General features: G+C 72.7%; 18 protein-coding genes and 1 pseudogene. 7 read left to right on the top strand and 12 right to left on the bottom strand.

Annotated features, from left to right (window positions below; genetic code table 11):
• Nucleotides 1–60: 60 nt before the first annotated feature.
• From ACIBK3_RS34220 to ACIBK3_RS34200, 5 genes are all read right to left on the bottom strand, one after another.
• Complete coding sequence (locus ACIBK3_RS34220) at nt 61–2346, bottom strand: helix-turn-helix domain-containing protein (RefSeq protein WP_399371416.1); 2286 nt, start codon at nt 2344–2346, stop codon at nt 61–63.
• A 155-nt stretch (nt 2347–2501) separates the two neighbouring features.
• Nucleotides 2502–2738, bottom strand: coding sequence for a hypothetical protein (locus tag ACIBK3_RS34215; RefSeq protein ID WP_399371415.1), 237 nt, complete (start codon nt 2736–2738; stop codon nt 2502–2504).
• A 293-nt stretch (nt 2739–3031) separates the two neighbouring features.
• Complete coding sequence (locus ACIBK3_RS34210; protein WP_399371413.1) at nt 3032–4564, bottom strand: helix-turn-helix domain-containing protein; 1533 nt, start codon at nt 4562–4564, stop codon at nt 3032–3034.
• A 51-nt stretch (nt 4565–4615) separates the two neighbouring features.
• A complete protein-coding gene (locus ACIBK3_RS34205) occupies nt 4616–5260 on the bottom strand; it encodes a GNAT family N-acetyltransferase (RefSeq protein WP_399371412.1) in 645 nt (214 codons plus the stop codon).
• A 34-nt stretch (nt 5261–5294) separates the two neighbouring features.
• Nucleotides 5295–6290, bottom strand: coding sequence for an aldo/keto reductase (locus ACIBK3_RS34200; protein WP_399371411.1), 996 nt, complete (start codon nt 6288–6290; stop codon nt 5295–5297).
• A gap of 92 nt (nt 6291–6382) precedes the next feature.
• Between ACIBK3_RS34200 and ACIBK3_RS34195 the strand changes: the two genes are divergently transcribed.
• The 4 genes from ACIBK3_RS34195 (at nt 6383) to ACIBK3_RS34180 (ending at nt 10991) form a co-directional block, all read left to right on the top strand.
• Nucleotides 6383–7273, top strand: a complete 891-nt coding sequence (locus tag ACIBK3_RS34195) for a LysR family transcriptional regulator (protein WP_399371409.1) — start codon at nt 6383–6385, stop codon at nt 7271–7273.
• A gap of 119 nt (nt 7274–7392) precedes the next feature.
• Nucleotides 7393–8013 (top strand): L-threonylcarbamoyladenylate synthase, encoded by a 621-nt coding sequence (locus ACIBK3_RS34190; RefSeq protein ID WP_399371408.1) that lies wholly within the window; start codon nt 7393–7395, stop codon nt 8011–8013.
• A 333-nt stretch (nt 8014–8346) separates the two neighbouring features.
• Nucleotides 8347–9849, top strand: coding sequence for a metallophosphoesterase family protein (locus ACIBK3_RS34185; RefSeq protein ID WP_399371407.1), 1503 nt, complete (start codon nt 8347–8349; stop codon nt 9847–9849).
• Between the two features lie 113 nt (nt 9850–9962).
• Nucleotides 9963–10991 carry an LLM class flavin-dependent oxidoreductase gene (locus ACIBK3_RS34180; protein ID WP_399371405.1) on the top strand — a complete coding sequence of 343 codons (1029 nt, stop codon included), beginning with the start codon at nt 9963–9965 and terminating at the stop codon, nt 10989–10991.
• A 2-nt stretch (nt 10992–10993) separates the two neighbouring features.
• Here ACIBK3_RS34180 and ACIBK3_RS34175 read toward each other — a convergent pair whose 3' ends face one another.
• The gene (locus ACIBK3_RS34175; RefSeq protein ID WP_399371403.1) at nt 10994–11968 is read right to left on the bottom strand and encodes a TauD/TfdA dioxygenase family protein; all 975 of its coding nucleotides are present in this window, start codon (nt 11966–11968) and stop codon (nt 10994–10996) included.
• 181 nt (nt 11969–12149) lie between these two features.
• Here ACIBK3_RS34175 and ACIBK3_RS34170 point away from each other — a divergent pair.
• The 3 genes and pseudogenes from ACIBK3_RS34170 to ACIBK3_RS34160 all read left to right on the top strand — a co-directional run.
• Nucleotides 12150–12341, top strand: a pseudogene (locus ACIBK3_RS34170) (aldo/keto reductase); the annotation flags it as partial.
• A gap of 64 nt (nt 12342–12405) precedes the next feature.
• Nucleotides 12406–13020 carry a DNA polymerase ligase N-terminal domain-containing protein gene (locus tag ACIBK3_RS34165; protein ID WP_399371401.1) on the top strand — a complete coding sequence of 205 codons (615 nt, stop codon included), beginning with the start codon at nt 12406–12408 and terminating at the stop codon, nt 13018–13020.
• A 173-nt stretch (nt 13021–13193) separates the two neighbouring features.
• Nucleotides 13194–13439 carry a hypothetical protein gene (locus ACIBK3_RS34160; RefSeq protein ID WP_399371692.1) on the top strand — a complete coding sequence of 82 codons (246 nt, stop codon included), beginning with the start codon at nt 13194–13196 and terminating at the stop codon, nt 13437–13439.
• 4 nt (nt 13440–13443) lie between these two features.
• Here the strand turns inward: ACIBK3_RS34160 and ACIBK3_RS34155 are convergent, their stop codons facing one another.
• From ACIBK3_RS34155 to ACIBK3_RS34130, 6 genes are all read right to left on the bottom strand, one after another.
• The gene (locus ACIBK3_RS34155) at nt 13444–15783 is read right to left on the bottom strand and encodes a SpoIIE family protein phosphatase (RefSeq protein ID WP_399371400.1); all 2340 of its coding nucleotides are present in this window, start codon (nt 15781–15783) and stop codon (nt 13444–13446) included.
• A 63-nt stretch (nt 15784–15846) separates the two neighbouring features.
• Nucleotides 15847–16314 (bottom strand): peroxiredoxin, encoded by a 468-nt coding sequence (locus ACIBK3_RS34150; protein ID WP_399371398.1) that lies wholly within the window; start codon nt 16312–16314, stop codon nt 15847–15849.
• On the bottom strand, nt 16311–16691 hold the full coding sequence (locus ACIBK3_RS34145; RefSeq protein ID WP_399371397.1) for a hypothetical protein: 381 nt from the start codon (nt 16689–16691) through the stop codon (nt 16311–16313). Before ACIBK3_RS34145 ends, ACIBK3_RS34150 begins: the two co-directional genes overlap by 4 nt.
• A 136-nt stretch (nt 16692–16827) precedes the next feature.
• Nucleotides 16828–17346: a MarR family winged helix-turn-helix transcriptional regulator gene (locus ACIBK3_RS34140; RefSeq protein ID WP_399371396.1), complete on the bottom strand. Its 519-nt coding sequence runs from the start codon at nt 17344–17346 to the stop codon at nt 16828–16830.
• 123 nt (nt 17347–17469) lie between these two features.
• Nucleotides 17470–18654: an NAD(P)/FAD-dependent oxidoreductase gene (locus tag ACIBK3_RS34135; protein WP_399371395.1), complete on the bottom strand. Its 1185-nt coding sequence runs from the start codon at nt 18652–18654 to the stop codon at nt 17470–17472.
• On the bottom strand, nt 18651–18848 hold the full coding sequence (locus ACIBK3_RS34130) for a ferredoxin (protein WP_030943010.1): 198 nt from the start codon (nt 18846–18848) through the stop codon (nt 18651–18653). The genes ACIBK3_RS34135 and ACIBK3_RS34130 overlap by 4 nt, the downstream gene beginning before the upstream one ends.
• Between the last annotated feature and the right edge of the window lie 15 nt (nt 18849–18863).

Raw genomic sequence — 18863 nt, 5'->3', positions numbered from 1 at the left:
CCGGGCACAAAGCCCGGTAGGACCACACAAGGCCCGGTGGAACCGGACGCGAGGCCGGCCTCAGGGTGGCGTGGGCGCGCCCTGGTCCAGAAATCTCTTCCGCACGCCGGTGGCTTCGTCCAGCCACCGTTCCGACCTGGCCTCGGTGAAACAGCGGACGGCGTCCTCGATCATCTCCAGTGCCTCGGTCCGCCGGTCCAGCGCCCACAGGGCCTGGGCCTTGCGCATGGCCGGCACGCCGCGGTTCAGGGGCACCCCGACGCGGGCGTCCAGCTCCAGCGCCCGGTCGCAGGCCTCGTTCGCCGCCTCCCAGCGTTCGAGGTCCAGCAGCACCTGCGCCTTGCCGGACAGGGCGTTCATCACCGTGACGTCGGCGATGTGCGGTGCGGGAGCGGTGTCCGGGTCGTTCATCCTGGCCACGGCGATGTCGAAGGTGTCGGCGGCCTCCTGGAGCCGGCCCACCGCACGCAGATCGAAAGCGAGGCCCAGGAGGGCCTGCGGATGGCCCTCCTTGTCGCCGGCGCCGGCGAACAACGCCACGGCCCGCCGGGTCTGGTCGAGGGCCGAGCCGAACTGCCCCAAGGCGTTGGCGGCGTTGGCGGCATACGTCAGTGACCAGGCCTCCTGCACGGGGTCCTGCGCCTGCCGGGCCAGTTCGGCGGCCTCCAGGGCGAGGGTCAGGCCGTCGGCGGGTCTGCCGAGGCAGTTGTTGACCGCCCAGGAGAGGTAGTTGGTGTGCGTGGCTTCGAGGCCGCGGTCGCCGAGGGCGTGGGCGGCGGCTCGCGACAGGGCGAAGACGGTGTGCCAGTGACCCCACTGGGGCCAGCGGTCGGAGAACCAGTGCATGGACTCCGCGACGTCGACGACCCTGCGGGGTGCTCCGGCCGCCGCCGCGGCCCGCAGGGCGGCGAACCAGTTGGCGCTCTCCGTCTGCAGCCATTGCTCGGCGGACGCCGCGTCGCGGAGGTCGACGAGGGGGCGGTCGGCGATCCACTGGCTGCCGCCCGGCTCGAACCACTGACCGGCGGTGCAGGCCGTGTCCAGGAGCCAGGTGTCCAGAGCCGCGCGGGCGGCCTCCCGTTCCTCGGGGCTCTCCTCGTCGTTCAGACGCTGGTGCGCGTACAGCCGCACCAGGTCGTGGAAGGAGGCCCGGTCGTCGCTGCCGGCGTTCAGCAGGCCCAGTTCGATGAGTTCGTCGGTGATCCGTTCCACGTCCCCGGGCTCGAACGAGGTGAGCGCCGCCGCGAGTGAGGGAGAGAAGTCGGGGCCGCGTACCAGCGACAGCCGTCGGAACAACTGCCGGGCATCTTCGGTGAGTTGTTCGTAGGAGAGGGTGAAGGCGGACTTGATGCGGAGGTCTCCGGCGGTCAGGCGGTCCAGGCGCCGGTCCTCGGCCGCCAGCCGGTCGGCGAGGCTCGTCGCGGTCCAGGCCGGACGGCTGACCAGGCGGTTGCCGGCTATCCGCAGGGCGAGGGGCAGGCCTCCGCAGAGGTCCGCGACGCGCCGCAGCGAGGCGGCGTCGGGTTCGCCCGTTCCGGGGCCAGGCCGGTCGGCGGTGATCGTCTCCAGCAAAGCGGTGGCCGCGGCGGCGGGCAGCGGCGGCGGCAGCAGGCGCCGGGCGTACTCGATGCCGGTGAGCGCGCGACGGCTGGTGATCCAGAAGGTGCAGGTGCCTTCCCCGGGCAGCAGCGGACGCAGTTGTGCCTCGTCGGCGGCGTTGTCGAGGATGACGAGGACGTTCTTGTCGCGGACCAGGTGGCGGTGGAGCACCTGGCGTTCCTCGGGGTCCGTCGGCAGGTCGCGTTCTGGTACTCCCAGGGCCTTCAACAGGCGGGCCAGGGCGTCGTGGGGGTCGAGGGGCTCCGGGTCCAGGCCGCGGAGGTTGAGGAACAGGCGCCCGTCTTGGTACCGGTTCGCCTGCCGATGGGCGGCCTGGACGACCAGGGTCGTCTTCCCGAGCCCCGGTGCGCCGGTGACGATGACGGCGTGCGGGCCCGCGCCCGGTCCGCCGACCGTCTCCAGCCAGCGCATCTCCTCGTCCCGTCCGGCGAAGTCGGGGATGGCCGGCGGAAGATCGCACAGGCCCGGTGTCCTGCGGTGGGTGCGGCGACGGCCGGCACGGGCGGCGGCGAGCAGGGTGTCGGCGTCCTCCTGCCGCAGGTCCAGGGCAGAGGCCAGGGCCTGCACCGTACGCGCCTGCGGTCCTCGGCTGTGGCCGCGCTCCATGTCACCGATGGCGCGATCGCTGACACCGGAGGCCTCAGCGAGTTCCTCCAGCGTCATGCCCGCGACATGCCGGAAGCCGCGCAGGAGCCGGCCCAGGGTGTCCGGTTGCGGACCGACCACGACTGCACGTTCCTTTCACCGACGGCGTCCCAGCCTAGAGGACCGCCGTACGGTGGATCAGCCGCCATGGACGACCGCCCGGTGCGGTGGACCGGGAACGCCGAAGGCCCGGCCCACCGCTCGTCCGCGGTGACCGGGGCTTCGGGGTGACCGGTTCAGCCCCCGTTGAGTCGTCCACGCAGAAGTTCCTTGCCCAGTTCGGCGCCCTTGCGGCTGTCCGCCTGAGCCTTGCGGAACAGGTCGGCGACCTGGGTGTCCTTCTCGCGCTCCGCGTCCTGGATGTAGGACTCCAGTCGCAGCGCGTTGCTCAGGCACGCCTCGACGTACCAGATCAGGTTGTAGTCCTTGTCCCGCGTACCGGTCACGCCGCCGGTCTCCGTGGTGCTGGTCATTCGGACCTCCTCCAGCGGTTCTCGTCGTTCTGGAGTCGGACGAGTACCCGCCGGATCCGCGACGGAACACAGCGGCAACCGGACGTACGCGACGTAGGCGAGGCGGCGGGCCGGACGGCTTCGCAGCGAAGACTCCCGTAACCCTGGGCACCGCATCGGTGACGTTCTGTGCGGGAGTGCGGCGCGGGAGCGCGACCGGTCCCCCGTTCCGGTCGTGCCCCCGCGCGTAGAACTTATGTGCAGGGCAGAGCCGTTGTGAATCGCGTCGGTGCCCGCTGCGCGGCCCGGAGGGCTCAGTCGTGCACAGGTGAGTCCGGATGACCCGGTTTCGTCCGGGCGAGGACGGGTGGATCGAGATCGCCGACGGCGAGGTGGGCGAGCACGACCTCGTAGAGATCGCTGCCGGCGGCCAGGAGCCGGCGTTCGAGAACGGGCTCGGCGCTGCGGACGTGGTCGCGCACGGTCTGGGCGTGCATGCCGAGAGCGTGTGCGGCGCGTTCGGCGTTTCCTCCGGCGGCGATCCAGGTACGCAGGGTCCGGCGCAGGTCGCGGTTGTCCGTGTCCAGCCGTCCGAGAAGGTCGTGTGCCCAGGACCGTACGGCGGCCCCGGCCAGCAGGTCGACGAGCCGGGCGGGCGCCGGCGCGGGGCGCGCGTCCTCGTCCGGCGCCTCGGGAAGGCCGATCTGGGTGTTGAACGCCAGGTGGGCGACCGCGCGGACCGTGAGGTGGGCGAAGTCCGTGCGCAGCAGGGCTTCGACGCGTTCCATGCGGGCGCGCACGGTGTTACGGCTCACGCCGAGCATCTTGGCGGCGCTGACGGCGGTGAACTCCAGCCCCAGGCGGGTGGTGGCGAGGAGTTCGGCGCGGGTGTGGTGCGGGAGGGTGTCGAGGGGCCGCAGCACACGGGCGGTCCACCCGCGAAGCGCGGCCGGGTCCATCAGGCGCTCGGGGTGGGAGCGTTCGGCGTAGACGGCCGTCCTGTCCGGCCGGAAGCGGGCGACGGCCAGGGCACTGACGGCCTGTCCGTAGGCGGTGGCGGTGCGGGCGAGGCTCTGCCGGACACTGCCGCCGAGGAACGTGCCCGGATACCGGCCGATCAGGGACCTCAGGGCTTCGGCGGCGGACTCGCCGGGAGTCACCACGATCACGTGGTCGTCCACGGCGGGACAGCGCACGACGAGGGCCTGCTCCTCCGTCGCGTCCAGGCATGCCTCGGCGAGCCGGTCGCGTGCCCCGGTTTCGCCCTCCAGTACGTAGACGCAGGCGGTGTCGGTGTCGAGCAGACCCGGCCACAGTCCCGCGGCGACCCGGCGGGCCGAGACGGTGTCCTCCACCATCAGCAGTTGCAGGATCGCCAGCCGCAGATCGGACGCCGCCCGCCGCAGCCGGTGGCCGGCCGCGGTCGCCTCCTGGGCTCGCAGCAGCAGTTCGAGGACCTGGGCGGTGCGCAGCACGATCTCGGAGGAGCGCCGGTCGAACGGGGCCGGACGGGACACGGCGAGCACTCCGGCGGCGCCCGGTTGCGGGCGCTCCACCCTCACCAGGCGCAGATGCTCCCCCTGTCCTTCCCAGGACACGGCGGCGATGCGGCCGGTGACGAGGTCCGCGACCAGGTTGTCGGCCACCGCGACACGGGGGCCGGCCAAGAGGGCGCCGCCGCCGTCCTGCAGGGAGGCGGTGCCGTGGACGGCGTCCGCGAGCCAGGCGACGATCCGGCGGACGTCGCGCCCGGTCGGCCGCAGATGGTCGAGGAGTTCCCGCACCCAGGCCGCCTCCTCAGCGCCCTGCCCCTCCGTACGAGGCTCCCTGTCCTCCCGTCCGGCCACGTCGCCCTTCCTCTCACCCTTCGCCCGTTCTACGGCAAACCGCCCGGTACGCTACCTCACCTCTCTGCGTCGGACATGGGCGGCCTGAGCCCGGTCCTTCCGGCTGTCCGCGCGGACACGGACGTGCCGGTGACCGTCGAGGGGGAAGGCGGGCGGCGCCGCGGGCAGCACTTCCCCGAAGGTGTATCCGCACTTGTCCGCGACCCGGCAGGAGGCGGTGTTGTCCACCTGGTGCACCAGGTCGAGTCGCGCCACCTCGTCCGGCGGGAAGGCGTCGAACGCCCACTGGGTCAGCGCCCCGAGCGCCCGGGGCGCCACACCTCTGCCGCGAGCGTGGGCGGCGGTCCAGTAGCCGACCTCGGCCGACGCGCTGTCGGGGGCACGGCGTTTGAGGACGACGTGGCCGAGCAGCCGTCCGCCCTTCTCCTGGTCCTGCCCGCCCTTTTCCCGGTCCCCGGTCTCGACGACCGCGAACGAGAACCGCTCCCCGCTGTGCCGCAGCCGCCGCTGCTCCCGCACCCAGCGCAGGGCGCTCGCCAGGTCGTGCGGGCCGTCGCTCGTCCACCGCCGCAGCGCCTCGTCGTCACGGAACACGGCCACCAGGTCGGCGGCGTCCGCCGGGCTCCACGGCCTGAGTTCCAGCGCGGGAGCGGTGAGGGTGGCGGGGGCTTGAAGCCGTACGGTGGTGAGGTCCATGGCCGGAGCGTACGGGGCCGGTGTACGGGCCGGCTCAGGTCAGCAGCGAGCCGGTGCCCTCGGGGGTGAAGCCGGTGAGGGCCTCGTCGATGCGGGCGAGGGTGTCGGGGTGCAGGTCGACGCGGGCGGCGGAGAGGTTCTCCGCGATGTGCGCCGGGGTACGGCTGCCGGGGATGGGGACCACGTGGTCGTCCTGGTGCAGGAGCCAGGCGAGGGCCAACTGGCCCGGGAGCAGGCCGAGATCGGCCGCGATGCCCCGCAGGGGAGCGTAACGGTCGTTGTTGGTCTTGAGGTTGGTCTCGTCGAAGCGGGAGATGTTGCGGCGGAAGTCGTTCTCGGCGAGGGTGTCCACCTGCCCGGCCAGGAACCCGCTGCCCAGAGGGCTCCAGGCCACGATCCCGATGCCCAGGTCACGGGCGGCGGCGTGCAGGCCCGGGTCGACGGGCTGCCACATCGACCACTGCGTCTGCACCGCGGCGACGGGGTGGACGGCGTGGGCCCGGCGCAGCTGCTCGGCGGTGACGTTGGACAGGCCCAGGTGGCTCACCAGTCCGTCCCGGATCAGGTCGGCGACCGCGCCGACCGTGTCCTCCAGAGGGACCTGCGGGTCCGGGAAGTGCGGGTAGTACAGGTCGATCACCTCGGTGCCCAGATTGCGCAGCGACTGTTCGGCATAGCCGCGGACGTGCTTCGGCTCGGCGTTCACGGCGAGTTCGCCGAATGAGTACGAGACGGGGAAGCGGTGGGCCTCGGCGCCCTCGGGGACGCGGAAGCCGAACTTGGTGGCGACGACGGCCCGGTCGCGGCGGCCCTTGAGCGCCTGGCCGACGACGCGCTCGTTGTGGCCGTCGGTGCCGTAGCCGTCGGAGGTGTCGATCAGGGTGGCGCCCTCGTCGAGCGCGGCCCGCACGGCCCGGACCGCGCGCTTGTCGTCGATCTCGCCGTACATGCCCGGCGACAGCACCATCGCGCCGTAGCCGATGGCCGAGGTCTCGAGGTCGCCGAGTAAACGCTGGGGCAGGCTGGTCATCGTCTCTCCTGGTCCTCCGGTTCGTCTGAACGGCTCCAGCCTCCCCCCGGTCCGCTGTCACCGTCAAAGACCTTTCGCCACAACCGATGGCTATGGACGTTCATCTGCGGGACCTTCGGTACTTCACGGTGCTCGCGGAGCATCTGCACTTCACCGTCGCGGCCCAGAAGGTGTACATCTCCCAGCCCGCGCTGTCGAAGCAGATCCGGGCGCTGGAGCGGCAGCTGGGCTTCCCGCTGCTGGAACGACGGCCCCGCGAGGTGGTGTTGACGCCCCAGGGGCAGGCCCTGCTGCCGACGGCGCGGGAGCTGGTGGCCGCGTGGCAGGAGGCCTGGCAGGAGGCGCGGGCCGCCGGGCCGACGTTCACGCTCACCGTCGGCATGCAGACGGCCGTCGGCCGGGATCTGCAGCGCGAGGCACTGGCCCGGTTCCGGGACGAGGGCTGGCGGATCTCGCTGCGGCTGGTCAGCTGGGAGGATCCGACGGCCGGGCTCGGCGACGGCGGCTCGGACGTCGCGTTCCTCTGGCTGCCCCTGCCCGGCCCCGGCCTCGTCTCCCGCACCCTGATCCGGGAACCCCGCTGGGTCTCCCTGCCCGCCGGTCACCCGCTCGCGGCCAAGTCCGAGGTGGACTTCGCCGACCTCGCCGACGAGGCCTATGTCGCGCTGCCCCGCGCGGCCGGTCCGGTACGGGAGTTCTGGCTGGCCACCGATGCACGCGGCGGCCGCGAGCCACGGATCGGAACCGAGGTCACCTCTCCCGCCGACACCTTCGAGGCGATCGCCTCCGGTCTGGGCGTGGCCCTGATCGCCGAGAAGAACGCCCAGCTCTACCAGCGCTCCGACGTGGTCCACCGCCCCGTCCGCGGTCTCGCCCCGGCCGAACTGGCCCTGGTCTGGCGAGCGAACGACGCCCGCCCCGAGGTCGCCGAGTTCGTCGCCGCGTTCCCGGCGCTGCCGTCCGGCACAGGCAGCGGTCGGTAGACCCGGCGCATACCGGATGCACGTCCCCGGCGACCGGCCCTCCCCGTGGCGTACGACTCCGGTGGCGCCCCGCGCGGGGCCATGCCGCCGGACGCCCGTGCACGGCATAAGCTCGGCAGATGGCGAAGTACTTCGACGTGCACCCCGACAACCCCCAGCCGCGCACCATCTCCCAGGTCGCCGACAGCGTCCGCTCCGGTGCGCTCATCGCTTACCCGACGGACTCCTGTTACGCCCTGGGCTGCCGGCTCGGCAGCCGTGACGGCATCGACCGGATCCGGACCATCCGCCGGCTGGACGACCGGCACCACTTCACCCTCGTGTGCCAGGACTTCGCACAGCTCGGCCAGTTCGTACGGGTCGACAACGACGTCTTCCGCGCGATCAAGGCCTCGACCCCGGGCAGCTACACCTTCATCCTGCCCGCGACGAAGGAGGTGCCGCGGATGCTCCAGCACCCCAAGAAGAAGACCGTCGGCGTCCGCATCCCCGACCACGTCGTCACCCAGGCGCTCCTCACCGAGCTCGGGGAGCCGCTGCTGTCGAGCACGCTGCTGCTGCCCGACGAGGAGGAGCCGATGACCCAGGGCTGGGAGATCAAGGACCGGCTCGACCACGTCCTGGACGCGGTGGTCGACTCCGGCGACTGCGGCACCGAGCCGACCACGGTCATCGACTTCTCCGGGGGCGAGGCCGAGATCATCCGCAAGGGCGCGGGCGACCCGTCGCGGTTCGAGTAGGAGTACCTGCGAGGTCTGCCCGGGCACGCACCACGGTTGCACGCGGGCCGACCCGTCCGCGTACGACCGCGCCGGCGACGAACGGCACTGGGCGGCTCTGCCGGACCTCCTGAAGCGCACGTTCTGACGCGTACGTCCTGACTCCCGGCGGTGCGCTTTCTGACGCGGCGTCGGAGCGCATCCCCGGGCCTGACAGCTCCTCACAAGCGGGGCGCGGGACCGGATTTCCGGCACGCCGTCCGCGTGGGCGTCCCCTTGGGCCCTGAGCCGGTGCGGCGCATCCCAAGCCGACCCCCCTCTCGGCCGGTCATAGATCGTTGTTACGGTGCACCGGTGTCTGACTCCTCACGCGATACCGCCGAAGGCGCCGGCTGGGGCACCGCGGAACGCGGCCGGTACCAGCGGCTGATGCCGTCCAAGGTCGACAAGATCTCCTGGCTGAACCCGAAGACGCTGTGGGCCGCCCGCAACGGCGTCCTGGCGTCCTGGTTCGGGGACCCCACCGGCCACACCCGCAGCCGATGGGTGGCGCAGCGGGCGGCGGCCGGCGCGCCCGCCGACAAGGTGATCCGGCGCGAGGACCCGGACGCGTTCTCCTTCATGGTCGTCGGCGACACGGGTGAGGGCGACGACCCCCAATACGCTGTCGTACCGGGGTTTGTGAAGGTCAGCCAGGAGACCCGGTTCGCCGTGATCGCCAGTGACGTGATCTACCCGGTGGGCAGCGCCGACGACTACAGCACCAAGTTCTTCCGCCCGTACCAGGACTACCGGGCACCGATCTACGCGATACCCGGCAACCACGACTGGTACGAGGACCTCGGCGCGTTCATGCGCGTCTTCTGCGGCGACGCCACGCCCCTGGCTCCCGAGCCCGCGCCGCGCCCCCTCACCCGGGCCTGGCTGCGCTCCCTGCTGTGGCACCGGCCGCGCCCGCACGACGGCCAACACCTCGACCAGGCCCGCCGGTTGCGTGCCGCGCCGGCCCAACAGGCCGTCCAGCCGGGCCCGTACTGGGCGGTGGACGCAGGACCGGTGCGGATCATAGGGATCGACACGGGACTGCTGGGCACCCTCGACGCCGAGCAGGGCGCCTGGCTCCGCGAGGTCTCCCAGGGCTCCCGGCCGAAGATACTCATCACCGGCTCGCCGCTGTACGTGGACGGCGAGCACCGCCCCTGCCCGATAGAGGGCGGCGGCACGGTCGACGACATCGTCCGCGACCCCGGCCACCACTACGTGGCCGCGATAGGCGGCGACATCCACAACTACCAGCGCTATCCGGTCCAGGTGGACGGCCGCACCCTCCAGTACGTCGTCTCGGGCGGCGGCGGCGCGTTCATGCACGCCACCCACACCATCCCCCGCGTCTCGGTCGCCGACGTCACCGAGAAGGACTTCCGCTGCTACCCGCTGCGCGGCGACTCCCTCGCCTTCTACAGCAGGCTCTACGGCCGCAGACTGCGTCTGCGCCGCTTCTTCACCCTCACCGAGGCGGAGGCGACGGCCGTGATCGCCGAACGGCTCGGCATCCCGCCGACCCGCACCCCCGGCGAGGCCGCCCGGGTCACCCTGCGCACCCGGCTGGTGGCCAGTCTCCTGGGCGCCGGGGGCCGCCCCGACCGCACCTCGCGGTTCCGCCTCCCGGTCCGCAAGATCTACACGCAGCTGTTCTCGCCGAGCTCGGCGACGTACAGCCCGCCGTTCTTCAAGTGCTTCCTGCGCCTCGACGTCACCCCGCGGCAGATCCGGCTGCGCTGCTACGCCGCCACCGGAAACCTCGCCCAGGAGATCGACCCGCCGGTGGAGGACGAGGTGACCATTCCACTGACCTGACCTGACCTGACCTGACGTGACGGACGGGACCGGACCGGAGCAGGGGGAACACTTCCCGGCCCGGTCCGGTTGGCACTGCCGTACGCCATGATCGAAGAACGCCGGAGGAGCCCGTGCCGCCCACCTCTCGCCCGTTGCGCAAGCTCGGCTTCCTGACCATCGGCCTGTTCGACGAGGCGGATCCGCGCCGAGGCCACGAGTCCACGCTGGAGATCATCGAACTGGGCGAGCGGCTGGGTTTCGACAGCGCGTGGCTGCGCCACCGCCATCTGCAGTACGGCATCTCGTCCCCCGTCGCGGTCCTGGCGGCGGCCTCGCAGCGCACCAGCCGGATCGAGCTCGGCACCGCGGTGATCCCGCTGGGCTGGGAGAACCCGCTGCGCCTTGCCGAGGACCTGGCGACCGTCGACCTGCTGTCCGGCGGCCGGCTCAACCCAGGGGTGAGCGTCGGGCCGCCGATGCGCTACGCCGAGGTCAAGGACGCGCTGTACCCGGACACGGCGGACGCCGAGGACTTCAGCTACGAGCGGGTGAGGCGGCTGCTGGACTTGGTGCGGGGCGAGCCGGCCACCGAGTTCAGCGGCACCGAGGGCTTCGAGGTCTTCTCGGACCGGGTACAGCCCCACTCCCCCGGTCTGGGCCGCCGCCTGTGGTACGGCGGCGGCAGTCTCGGTTCGGCGCGCTGGGCCGCTGAGCACGGCATGAACTTCCTGGTCAGCAGCGTCGTCAAGGCGGAGGAGACCGAAGGGACGCCGGACTTCGCCGAGATCCAGCTGTCCCACATCCGCGCCTTCCGCGCCGCCCACCCCGACGGCGAGGCGGCCCGCGTCTCCCAGGGCCTCGTCGTCATCCCCACCGACTCCGCCTCGCCGGAACAGCGCGCGAAGTACGAGGAGTACGCGGCCAAGCGCACCCCCCGTACCGCCGCCCCGCAGGGACCGGCCCGGCTGATGTTCGCCCCCGACATCGTCGGCACCTCGGACGAGATCGCCGAGCGCCTGCACGCGCACGCCGCGTTCCGCGAGGTCGACGAGGTGGCGTTCGCGCTGCCGTTCACCTTCGAGCACGAGGACTACGTGCAGATCCTCACCGACATGGCGACGAAACTCGGCCCCGCGCTCGGCTGGCGGGCGAGCGCCTGAGCTCACCAGCGGCCGGGCTCGGTCCCCACGATCGGCTCCGACGTCCTGCCGTCCACCCCGACCGGGACTTCCCCGGTGAGCATCACCCGGTGCATGGTCCGGGGAAAGCCCAGGTGGGCATTGTCGCCGGGCGCGAGGTGGATGGTGGCCCGGTTGTCCCAGAAGGCGACGCTGCCCGGCTCCCAGCGGAAGCGGACCGTGTACTCGGGCCGGGTCGCCTGCTCCAGCAGCATCTGCAGGATCGCGGCGCTCTCGGGGCGGGAGAGGCCGGCGATCTGTTCGACGTAGTAGCCGTTGACGTACAGGATCCGCTCGCCCGTCTCCGGGTGGACCCGCACCAGCGGGTGCAGGGCGGCGACCTGGTGGTCCAGCAGATGCCGGACGTACGCGTCGTCGCCGGGCCGCGGCTGGTAGCCGACGCCGAGCCGGTGCTCGGCCCGGAGGCCGTCCACGAACTGGCGTACCGGGGCGGAGAGTCCGGCGTACGCGGCCGCCAGGTTTGACCAGGTGGTGTCGCCGCCGTACGGCGGGACGGTCTCGGCGCGCAGGATCGTCGCGGCGGGCGGGTCGATACGGGCGCCGTGGTCGCAGTGCCAGCCGCGCAGCAGGGTGTGCCGCCGGCGCCGCAGCCATTCGTCGTGCTCCATGCCGAACCTGCCGCCCAGCTCCAGCCGGTCGGCGGTCGTCTCGATCTCCGGGAAGCCGGGCGGGGAGGCGCTGCCGCGCTTGGGCAGCACCACCGGTTCGCCGAAACGGCGGGCGAACGCCACCTGTCCGGCGTGATCGAGTCGCTGTCCCCGGAAGAACACCACCTTCCAGCGCAGCACCGCCGACCGGATCGCGGCGACCACGGCGTCGTCCGGGTCACCGGCCAGGTCGACGCCGGTGATCTCGGCGCCGATGTGTCCGGCGACCGGGTTCACCTCGATCCCCTGAGCCTCGTCCGAGCGGTCCGCGGTGGCCCTGTCCGTCGTCATACGCGCTCCGATGGTCCGTTGATCCGTCCGTCAGTACCGGCCGGCCGGGGCCGGCTCCTCGAAGATCGTGACAGCGATTGCCGTACGAGGCGACAGGGCGTCGTACGGTCATGTCCGCGCCGCCCGCACCCGCCCGCCCGGTTGATCGTCCCAGGCCCGGGAGCGGCTGGAGAAGGAGACCGGCGTGGCCCCCGGCCAGGTCGTCCTGCGCCGGCACATCCAGCTCGGCGCGCTCCCCATCCCGAAGTCGGCGGCCCCCGAGCGGCAGCGCAGCAACCTGGACGTCTTCGGCTTGGAGCTGAGCCCCGCCGAGATGGCGGCGATCGCGGACCGCCCCCAGCGGCGGGTCGGCGAGACACACGAGGAGTTCTGACCCCACGGCGGGGTACCCGGGGGACGTGGGACGGGGCGGCCCGGCGCTCGGGAAGGAGTCGCAGGTGGGTGAGCGTGACCGGCTGCGGGACTACCGCGGCAAACGAGACTTCGCCCGGACCCGGGAGCCGGAGGGACGGCCGGCGTCACCTGGCTCCGCACCCCGGTTCGTCGTGCAGATCCATGACGCAAGCACCATGCACTTCGACTTCCGGCTCCAGGTCGAGGACATACTGAAGTCCTGGTCCATCCCCAAGGGCCCGTCCGCCGACCCGAAGGACAAGCGGCTGGCCGTGCCGACCGAGGATCACCCGCTGGAGTACGAGGAGTTCGAGGGTGTGATCCCGCGCGGCGAGTACGGCGGGGGCACGGTCATCGTCTGGGACCACGGCACGTACGAGCCGCTGAGCCACGACCGCGAGGGACGGCCCGTGGACTTCGGTGAGTCGCTGGAGCGAGGACACGCGAGGTTCCGGCTGCACGGGTCGAAGCTGCGCGGCGAGTACGCCCTGACCCGCTTCCGGGCGGGCAAGGACGAGTCCTGGCTGCTGGTGAAGGCGTCCGAGGGGCGGGCCAAGAGCCCCGGGAAGGCGGTCGGTGCTCCCGATCCGCGCCGTGCCCGGTCCGCGCGCTCGGGCCGTACCCTCGCCCAGGTCGCCTCCGACGCCCGCGACAGGTGAGCGCGGTGGCCGCCGGAGCCTTGGACGCGCTCTCCGACGAGCAGCTCGGGCTGCTGCGGAAGGCACACCGGGCGCGGAGCCGGCCGCACGGCCGACGCTCGCGACACTGAGCGAACGGCGGGAGTTCCCCGCACGAGAGCTGGGTCTTCGAACGGAAGCTCGACGGCGTGCGGATGCCGGCGGTACGCGAGGGCGGGCAGGTCCCGCTCTTGTCGCGGACGGGCCGGCGCCTCAATGACACGTGCCCGGAAATCGTGGCGGCGCTCGCCGCCCAGTCGTGCGGGGACTTCACCGTGGACGGGGAGATCGTCGCGTTCACGCACGGCCGTACCGACTTCGCGCGGCTTCAGCAGCGCATGGGGCTGACCCGCCGGCAGGACGTCGAGGTGGTGCGGGAACGGGCGGCCACCACCGTCTGAGTGGTCACGACTCCGGCGTCAGGGACTGCTCGGCCCAGATCGTCTTTCCGCTGCCGGTCTGCCGACTGCCCCAGCGCTGGGTGAGCTGGGCGACCAGGAGCAAGCCGCGGCCTCCCTCGTCGAAGGCGTGCGCCCGGCGCAGGTGCGGTGAGGTGGAACTGCCGTCGGAGACCTCGCAGATGAGCGTCTGGTCGCGGATCAGCCGCAGCTGGATGGGCGGTTCGCCGTAGCGGATCGCGTTGGTGACCAGTTCACTGACGACGAGTTCGGTGACGAAGGCGGCCTCGTCCAGTCCCCACGCGGTCAGTTGCTCGGTTGCGGCCTGCCGGGTGGCGGCCACATGGGCGGGGTCCGGGGTGACGTCCCAGGTGGCGACGCGGTCCCCGCCCAGCGCCCGGGTGCGTGCGAGCAGCAGGGCCACGTCGTCGCCGGGCTCCTCCGGCAGTACGGCCTTGAGAACCGTGTCGCACAGGGCGTCGAGGGTGTCGGTGCGGGCGGTCAGGGCCCGGCACAGTTCCTTGGTGGCGTGGTCGACGTCGCGGTCGCGGTCCTCGATGAGTCCGTCCGTGTACAGGGCGACGACAGCGCCCTCGGGCAACTCCAGCTCGGTCGCCTCGAAGGGCAGGCCGCCGACCCCGAGCGGCGGGCCGACGGCGAGCGGGACGAGGCTCGCCGTGCCGTCGGGCAGCACCAGCGCGGGCTGCGGGTGGCCGGCGGAGGCCAGGATCAGGCGGCGGGAGACCGGGTCGTAGACGGAGTAGAGGCAGGTGGCGCCGAGCTCCGCGGCCTCGCCCTCGCGGTCGTCGGAGGCCAGGTGGGTGACCAGGTCGTCGAGGTGGGTGAGCAGTTCGTCCGGCGGCAGGTCCACGTCGGCGAGGGTGCGCACGGCCGTGCACAGGCGGCCCATGGTCGCCGAGGACGGGATGCCGTGTCCGACGACGTCGCCGACGACCAGGGCGACCCGGCTGCCGGAGAGGGGGATGACGTCGAACCAGTCGCCGCCGATGCCGGCCAGCGAACCCGAGGGCAGATAGCGGTGGGCGACCTCGACCGCGGCCTGTCCGGGCAGGCCGCGGGGCAGCAGGCTGTGCTGGAGGGCCAGCGCGGTGGTGCGTTCGCGGGCGAAGCGGCGGGCGTTGTCGATGCAGACGGCGGCACGGCTGGCGAGTTCCTCGGCCAGGACGGCGTCGTCTTCGCCGAAGTCGTCCGGGTGGGCGATACGGATGGCCACCGCGGCGCCGAGCGTGGTACCCCGGGCTCGCAGGGGCACCGCGAGCATCGAGTGGACGCCCCTGCGGTGCGATCGGCCGGCGGGGGCCCGGGCGTTGCGTCCGGCGACCCAGCGCATGAAGTCGGGCTCGCCCGCCTGGCTGAGGACCGCCCGGTGCAGCCGGAGCGCTCTCGCGGGCGGCGAGTAGGCGGGGTACACCTCCGTCTCGCCCAGGTGTACGGCGGCCTCCGGGGTGCCCTCGGTGCGGGAGCCGTGGGCGACCCGGCGCAGGGCGATCTCGCCGGCCAGGGCCGGCGGTGGCTCGTCCGCCCCGAGGACCCACTCCAGGACGTCCACGCTGACGAAGTCGGCGTACCGCGGGACGAGGAGTTCGACCAGTTCCTCGGCGGTGCGCACCACGTCCAGGGTGGTGCCGATGCCGGCTGCCGCCTCGTTGAGCAGGGCCAGCCGCTGCCGGGCCCAGTACTGCTCGGTGCTGTCGAGGGCCGCGAGAGCGACTGCGGTCACCTCGCCGGAGGTGTCCCGCACGGGCCACATCTCGATGCTCCAGGCGTTCTCCCGGTTGAGGGCGGGCGCGCCGGTGAAGCTCTCGTAGTGGACCGGTCTGCCCGTCTCGGCCACCTGGCGCAGATTGTTGTGGAAGCCGCGGCTGTGCTCGGCGTCCGCCACGGACTCCCGGTAGTGCCGGCCGAGCAGGTTCTCCTCCGGCACCCCCATCACCCGGCAGGCCGTGTCGTTGAGGCGCAGATAGCGCTGCCGCAGGTCGAAGACCGACATCGACACCGAGGCCTGTGCGAAGGCCTGCCCGGCGAGGGTGGGTTCCCGCCCGCCGGGCTGCTCGGTGATCACGTAGCCGTTCGGTGCGCCGTCCGCGCCGAGCACGGGCTGCGCCCGCAGGGCGACGGTCACGCAGCTGCCGTCCCGGTGCCGGAGGTCGACGTCGCCCTCCAGCCGCGCCATGGCGCTGTCCGGCGGGTCATCGGCGAGCAGTTCCCGCGCCGCGTGCCCCACGACCTCCTCGGCCGCGTGTCCCGTCAGCCGCCGGGCACCCTCGCTCCACCCCGTCACGATGCCCTGGGCATCCGTGGTCGCCGCAGCGCGGACGTGCTCCATGTCGTCCAGGATGGTCCCTTTGTCAGACCGCATCAAGCGCGCTGCGGCGACCAGGGCCCCGAGTCACTTCCGGTGGGCGCGCAGTGCGTCGAGGGCGCGGTCGGCGTGCGTGTTCATCCGCAGTTCGCTGCGTACGACCTCCAGCACCGTCCGGTCCTCGGCGATGACGAAGGTGGACCGCTTGGTGGGCGCGAGGGAGAAGCCCCGCTTCACACCGAACCGCTCCCGGACCGTCCCGTCGGCGTCGGACAGCAGCGGCATGCCCAGGGTGTGCCGCCCGGCGAACTCCTGCTGGCGCTCGACGGCGTCGCCGCTGATGCCGACGGGCCGGGCACCGACGGCGGCGAATTCGGCGGCCAGATCACGGAAGTGGCAGGCCTCCGCCGTGCAGCCGGGACTGAGGGCCGCGGGATAGAAGAACAGGACGACGGGTCCGTCGGCGAGCAGTCCGGTGAGGCTGCGCGGCGTGCCGGTCTCGTCGGGCAGCGTGAAGTCCTCGATCTTGCCGCCCACCTCGATGCGCGCGGTCATGACAGGCCCTCCGCGCTCGCGCCGACGCTGCGCGCCCACAGGACGAGGGGCACCTGGAGGGGCAGCCGGCCGAAGGCCGCGGCCTTCACAGGCACGGGGCGGTGCCGCCAGTCCATGGCCATCTTGACGTTGGCGGGAAACACCCCGACGAAGAACGCGGCCGCGACCAGCGCGGCCCTGCGCCGGGTGCGCGGCAGTGCCACGCCCGCGGCCAGCGCCAGTTCGGCGACGCCGCTCGCGTACGTCCAGGCCCTGGCCGAGCCCGGAAGCCCGCTCGGGACGATCGCGTCGTAGGGGCGTGGAGCGGCGAAGTGGGTGACACCCGCGGCGGCCAACAGGCCGGCGAGCAGCAGGGGCGAGCGTTCGGACCGGGGCACGGTTCCTCCTCAGATGACCTGCCGCGGACATTACTGGGCGGTCGGACGATGGGACCCGCCGGGCCCCTGCCTGCCGGGGAGCGGCGGGTGTGCGGGCGGGGACGCCTGCCGGGGAGCGGGTGAGGAGGCCGCCGGTTCAGGCGGTGCCGGCCGGCCGCGTCGGCACGGGCTCGGTCTCGTCGTCGACGGCATGGGCCAGGAAGTCGTCGACCATGCGGTGGAAGAGCGTGGCGAGCTGCCGCAGTTCCTCGGGCGACCAGTCGGCCAGGGCCAGCTGCATGCCGCGGGCGCCCGCGTCCCGGATACGGGCGATGGCCTGCCGGCCGGTCTCGGTGAGCTGGATGCGCTGGGCGCGGCGGTCCCGCGGGTCGGGGACGCGGGTGACGTACCCCGACTTCTGCAGTTGCTGCACGGTGCGTGTGACGTGGGAGGCCTCCACGCCCAGCCGTGCGGCCAGCTCCCCCGGCCGCAGCGGATCGGAGTCGGCGACCTGGCGCAGCAGCGCCACGGCGGCACGGTCCAGCGGCACCCCGGCCAGGGCCATGAGCCGTTCGTGCTGCCGGGCGCGGGTGCTCAGGTAGGTGATGCGGGTGAGCGCCCGCTCGATCTCGGTGACTTCCGGGGCAGGGACGTCGGGGAGCGGCTGTGTGGACATGTGAGCCACTTTACCATCTTGTTGCCTAACTCAAGTAATTGGAGCGGCGGTGATCATGGCCTGACCTGGAGCGGAGTACTGCCCGTCCGACCGCGCCGCCTCTCACCCGACGGCTTCCTCCGGTCAGGCCTCGGTCGCCGGGACCGCCGCGCGCACCGTCTCGCGCCACATCGCTCCCGACGCGACGGCCTGCCGCCACGGCCGGATCGCCTTGGGCGGCATCCCGACCGCGAGGACGCCGCTCACCCGGTCGCCGGTGCGGTACACGGCGAGGAACCGGCGCTCCGCCAGATCGCCGTCCACCACGGCGACCTCGTCGTGGCCGCGCAGGAAGCCGTACGCCTGGATCTTCATGTCGTACTGGTCGGACCAGAAGTACGGCACCGGCGCGAACGGCTTGCGCGCCTGGGGACGGAGCAGGTTGCGGGCCGCGGCCATGCCCTGCTCCGCGGCGTTGGTGCGGTGCTCGACGCGCATCGAGGTGCCGAACAGCGGGTTGTGCCAGCGGGCGACGTCACCGGCCGCGTAGACGTTCCTCCCGGCCTCGCAGTACTCGTCGCAGATCACGCCGTCGCCGAGAGCCAGGCCGCTGCCGTCCAGCCACTCGGTGTTCGGCAGTGAGCCGACGGCGACCAACACCTCGTCGGCCTCGATCGATTCGCCGTCGGCGAGCCGCACTCCGTCCTCGGTCACCTCGGTCACGGTGACCCCGCAGCGCAGGTCCACGCCGCGGTCCAGATGGGCCCGGGTCAGCACCGCGCCGACCGCGGTGCCGACGGCGTGGGCCAGCGGCACCGGGGCGGGTTCGAGCAGGGTCACCCGCGCACCGAGGCGCCAGGCGACGGCGGCGGCCTCCGCGCCGAGGAAACCGGCGCCCACCACGACCAGGTGCCGTCCCGGTGTGAGCCGCTCCCGCAGTGTCAGGGCGTCGTCGAGGGTGCGCAGCACATGGGCGCCCTCGCCGGGCAGCCGGCGCGGCCGGACACCGGTGGCCACGATCAGCCCGTCGTACGGCACTTCGGAGCCGTCGGCCAACTCCACCGTGCGGTCGGCGCGTCGGAGCCCGGTCGCGGCCACGCCGAGGCGCAGGTCGAGGCCGAGCGCGGTCAGGTCGTCCGGCGTGCGCAGGGCCAGTCGGCCCGACTCCCACACCGCGGCCAGGAGTTGCTTGGACAGGGGCGGGCGGTCGTAGGGAGCCAGGGGCTCGTCGCCGACGAGGGTGAGCGTGCCGTCGTAACCCTCGCGGCGGAGGGTCTCGGCCGCAGAGAGTCCGGCGGCCGAGGCACCGACGACGACGATCCGCCTCACTGATCCACCAGCCGGATGGCGGCGGCCGGGCAGATCGCCACGGCCTCACGCACGTCGTCGAGCAAGTCCGCCGGGGGCTTCTCGTCCAGCACGAAGGCGATGCCGTCCTCGTCCCGCTGGTCGAAGACCTCGGGGGCGGCCATCACACACTGACCCGACGCGACGCACTTGGGCTCGTCCAGTTCCACACGCATGATCTGTACCTCGTT

Origin of the sequence: Streptomyces sp. NPDC050287, assembly GCF_044459385.1 — a bacterium.
Taxonomy (GTDB): Bacteria; Actinomycetota; Actinomycetes; order Streptomycetales; family Streptomycetaceae; genus Streptomyces.
This window is presented reverse-complemented; position numbering and strand designations above follow the sequence as displayed.

Coding starts and splice junctions, on each gene's coding strand:
- ACIBK3_RS34190 (WP_399371408.1), top strand. CDS start 7,393: ATGGCGAAGTACTTCGACGTGCACCCCGACAACCCCCAGCCGCGCACC.
- ACIBK3_RS34160 (WP_399371692.1), top strand. CDS start 13,194: ATGCCGGCGGTACGCGAGGGCGGGCAGGTCCCGCTCTTGTCGCGGACG.
- ACIBK3_RS34215 (WP_399371415.1), bottom strand. CDS start 2,738: ATGACCAGCACCACGGAGACCGGCGGCGTGACCGGTACGCGGGACAAG.
- ACIBK3_RS34130 (WP_030943010.1), bottom strand. CDS start 18,848: ATGCGTGTGGAACTGGACGAGCCCAAGTGCGTCGCGTCGGGTCAGTGT.
- ACIBK3_RS34175 (WP_399371403.1), bottom strand. CDS start 11,968: ATGACGACGGACAGGGCCACCGCGGACCGCTCGGACGAGGCTCAGGGG.
- ACIBK3_RS34150 (WP_399371398.1), bottom strand. CDS start 16,314: ATGACCGCGCGCATCGAGGTGGGCGGCAAGATCGAGGACTTCACGCTG.
- ACIBK3_RS34200 (WP_399371411.1), bottom strand. CDS start 6,290: ATGACCAGCCTGCCCCAGCGTTTACTCGGCGACCTCGAGACCTCGGCC.
- ACIBK3_RS34140 (WP_399371396.1), bottom strand. CDS start 17,346: ATGTCCACACAGCCGCTCCCCGACGTCCCTGCCCCGGAAGTCACCGAG.
- ACIBK3_RS34195 (WP_399371409.1), top strand. CDS start 6,383: ATGGACGTTCATCTGCGGGACCTTCGGTACTTCACGGTGCTCGCGGAG.
- ACIBK3_RS34205 (WP_399371412.1), bottom strand. CDS start 5,260: ATGGACCTCACCACCGTACGGCTTCAAGCCCCCGCCACCCTCACCGCT.
- ACIBK3_RS34155 (WP_399371400.1), bottom strand. CDS start 15,783: ATGGAGCACGTCCGCGCTGCGGCGACCACGGATGCCCAGGGCATCGTG.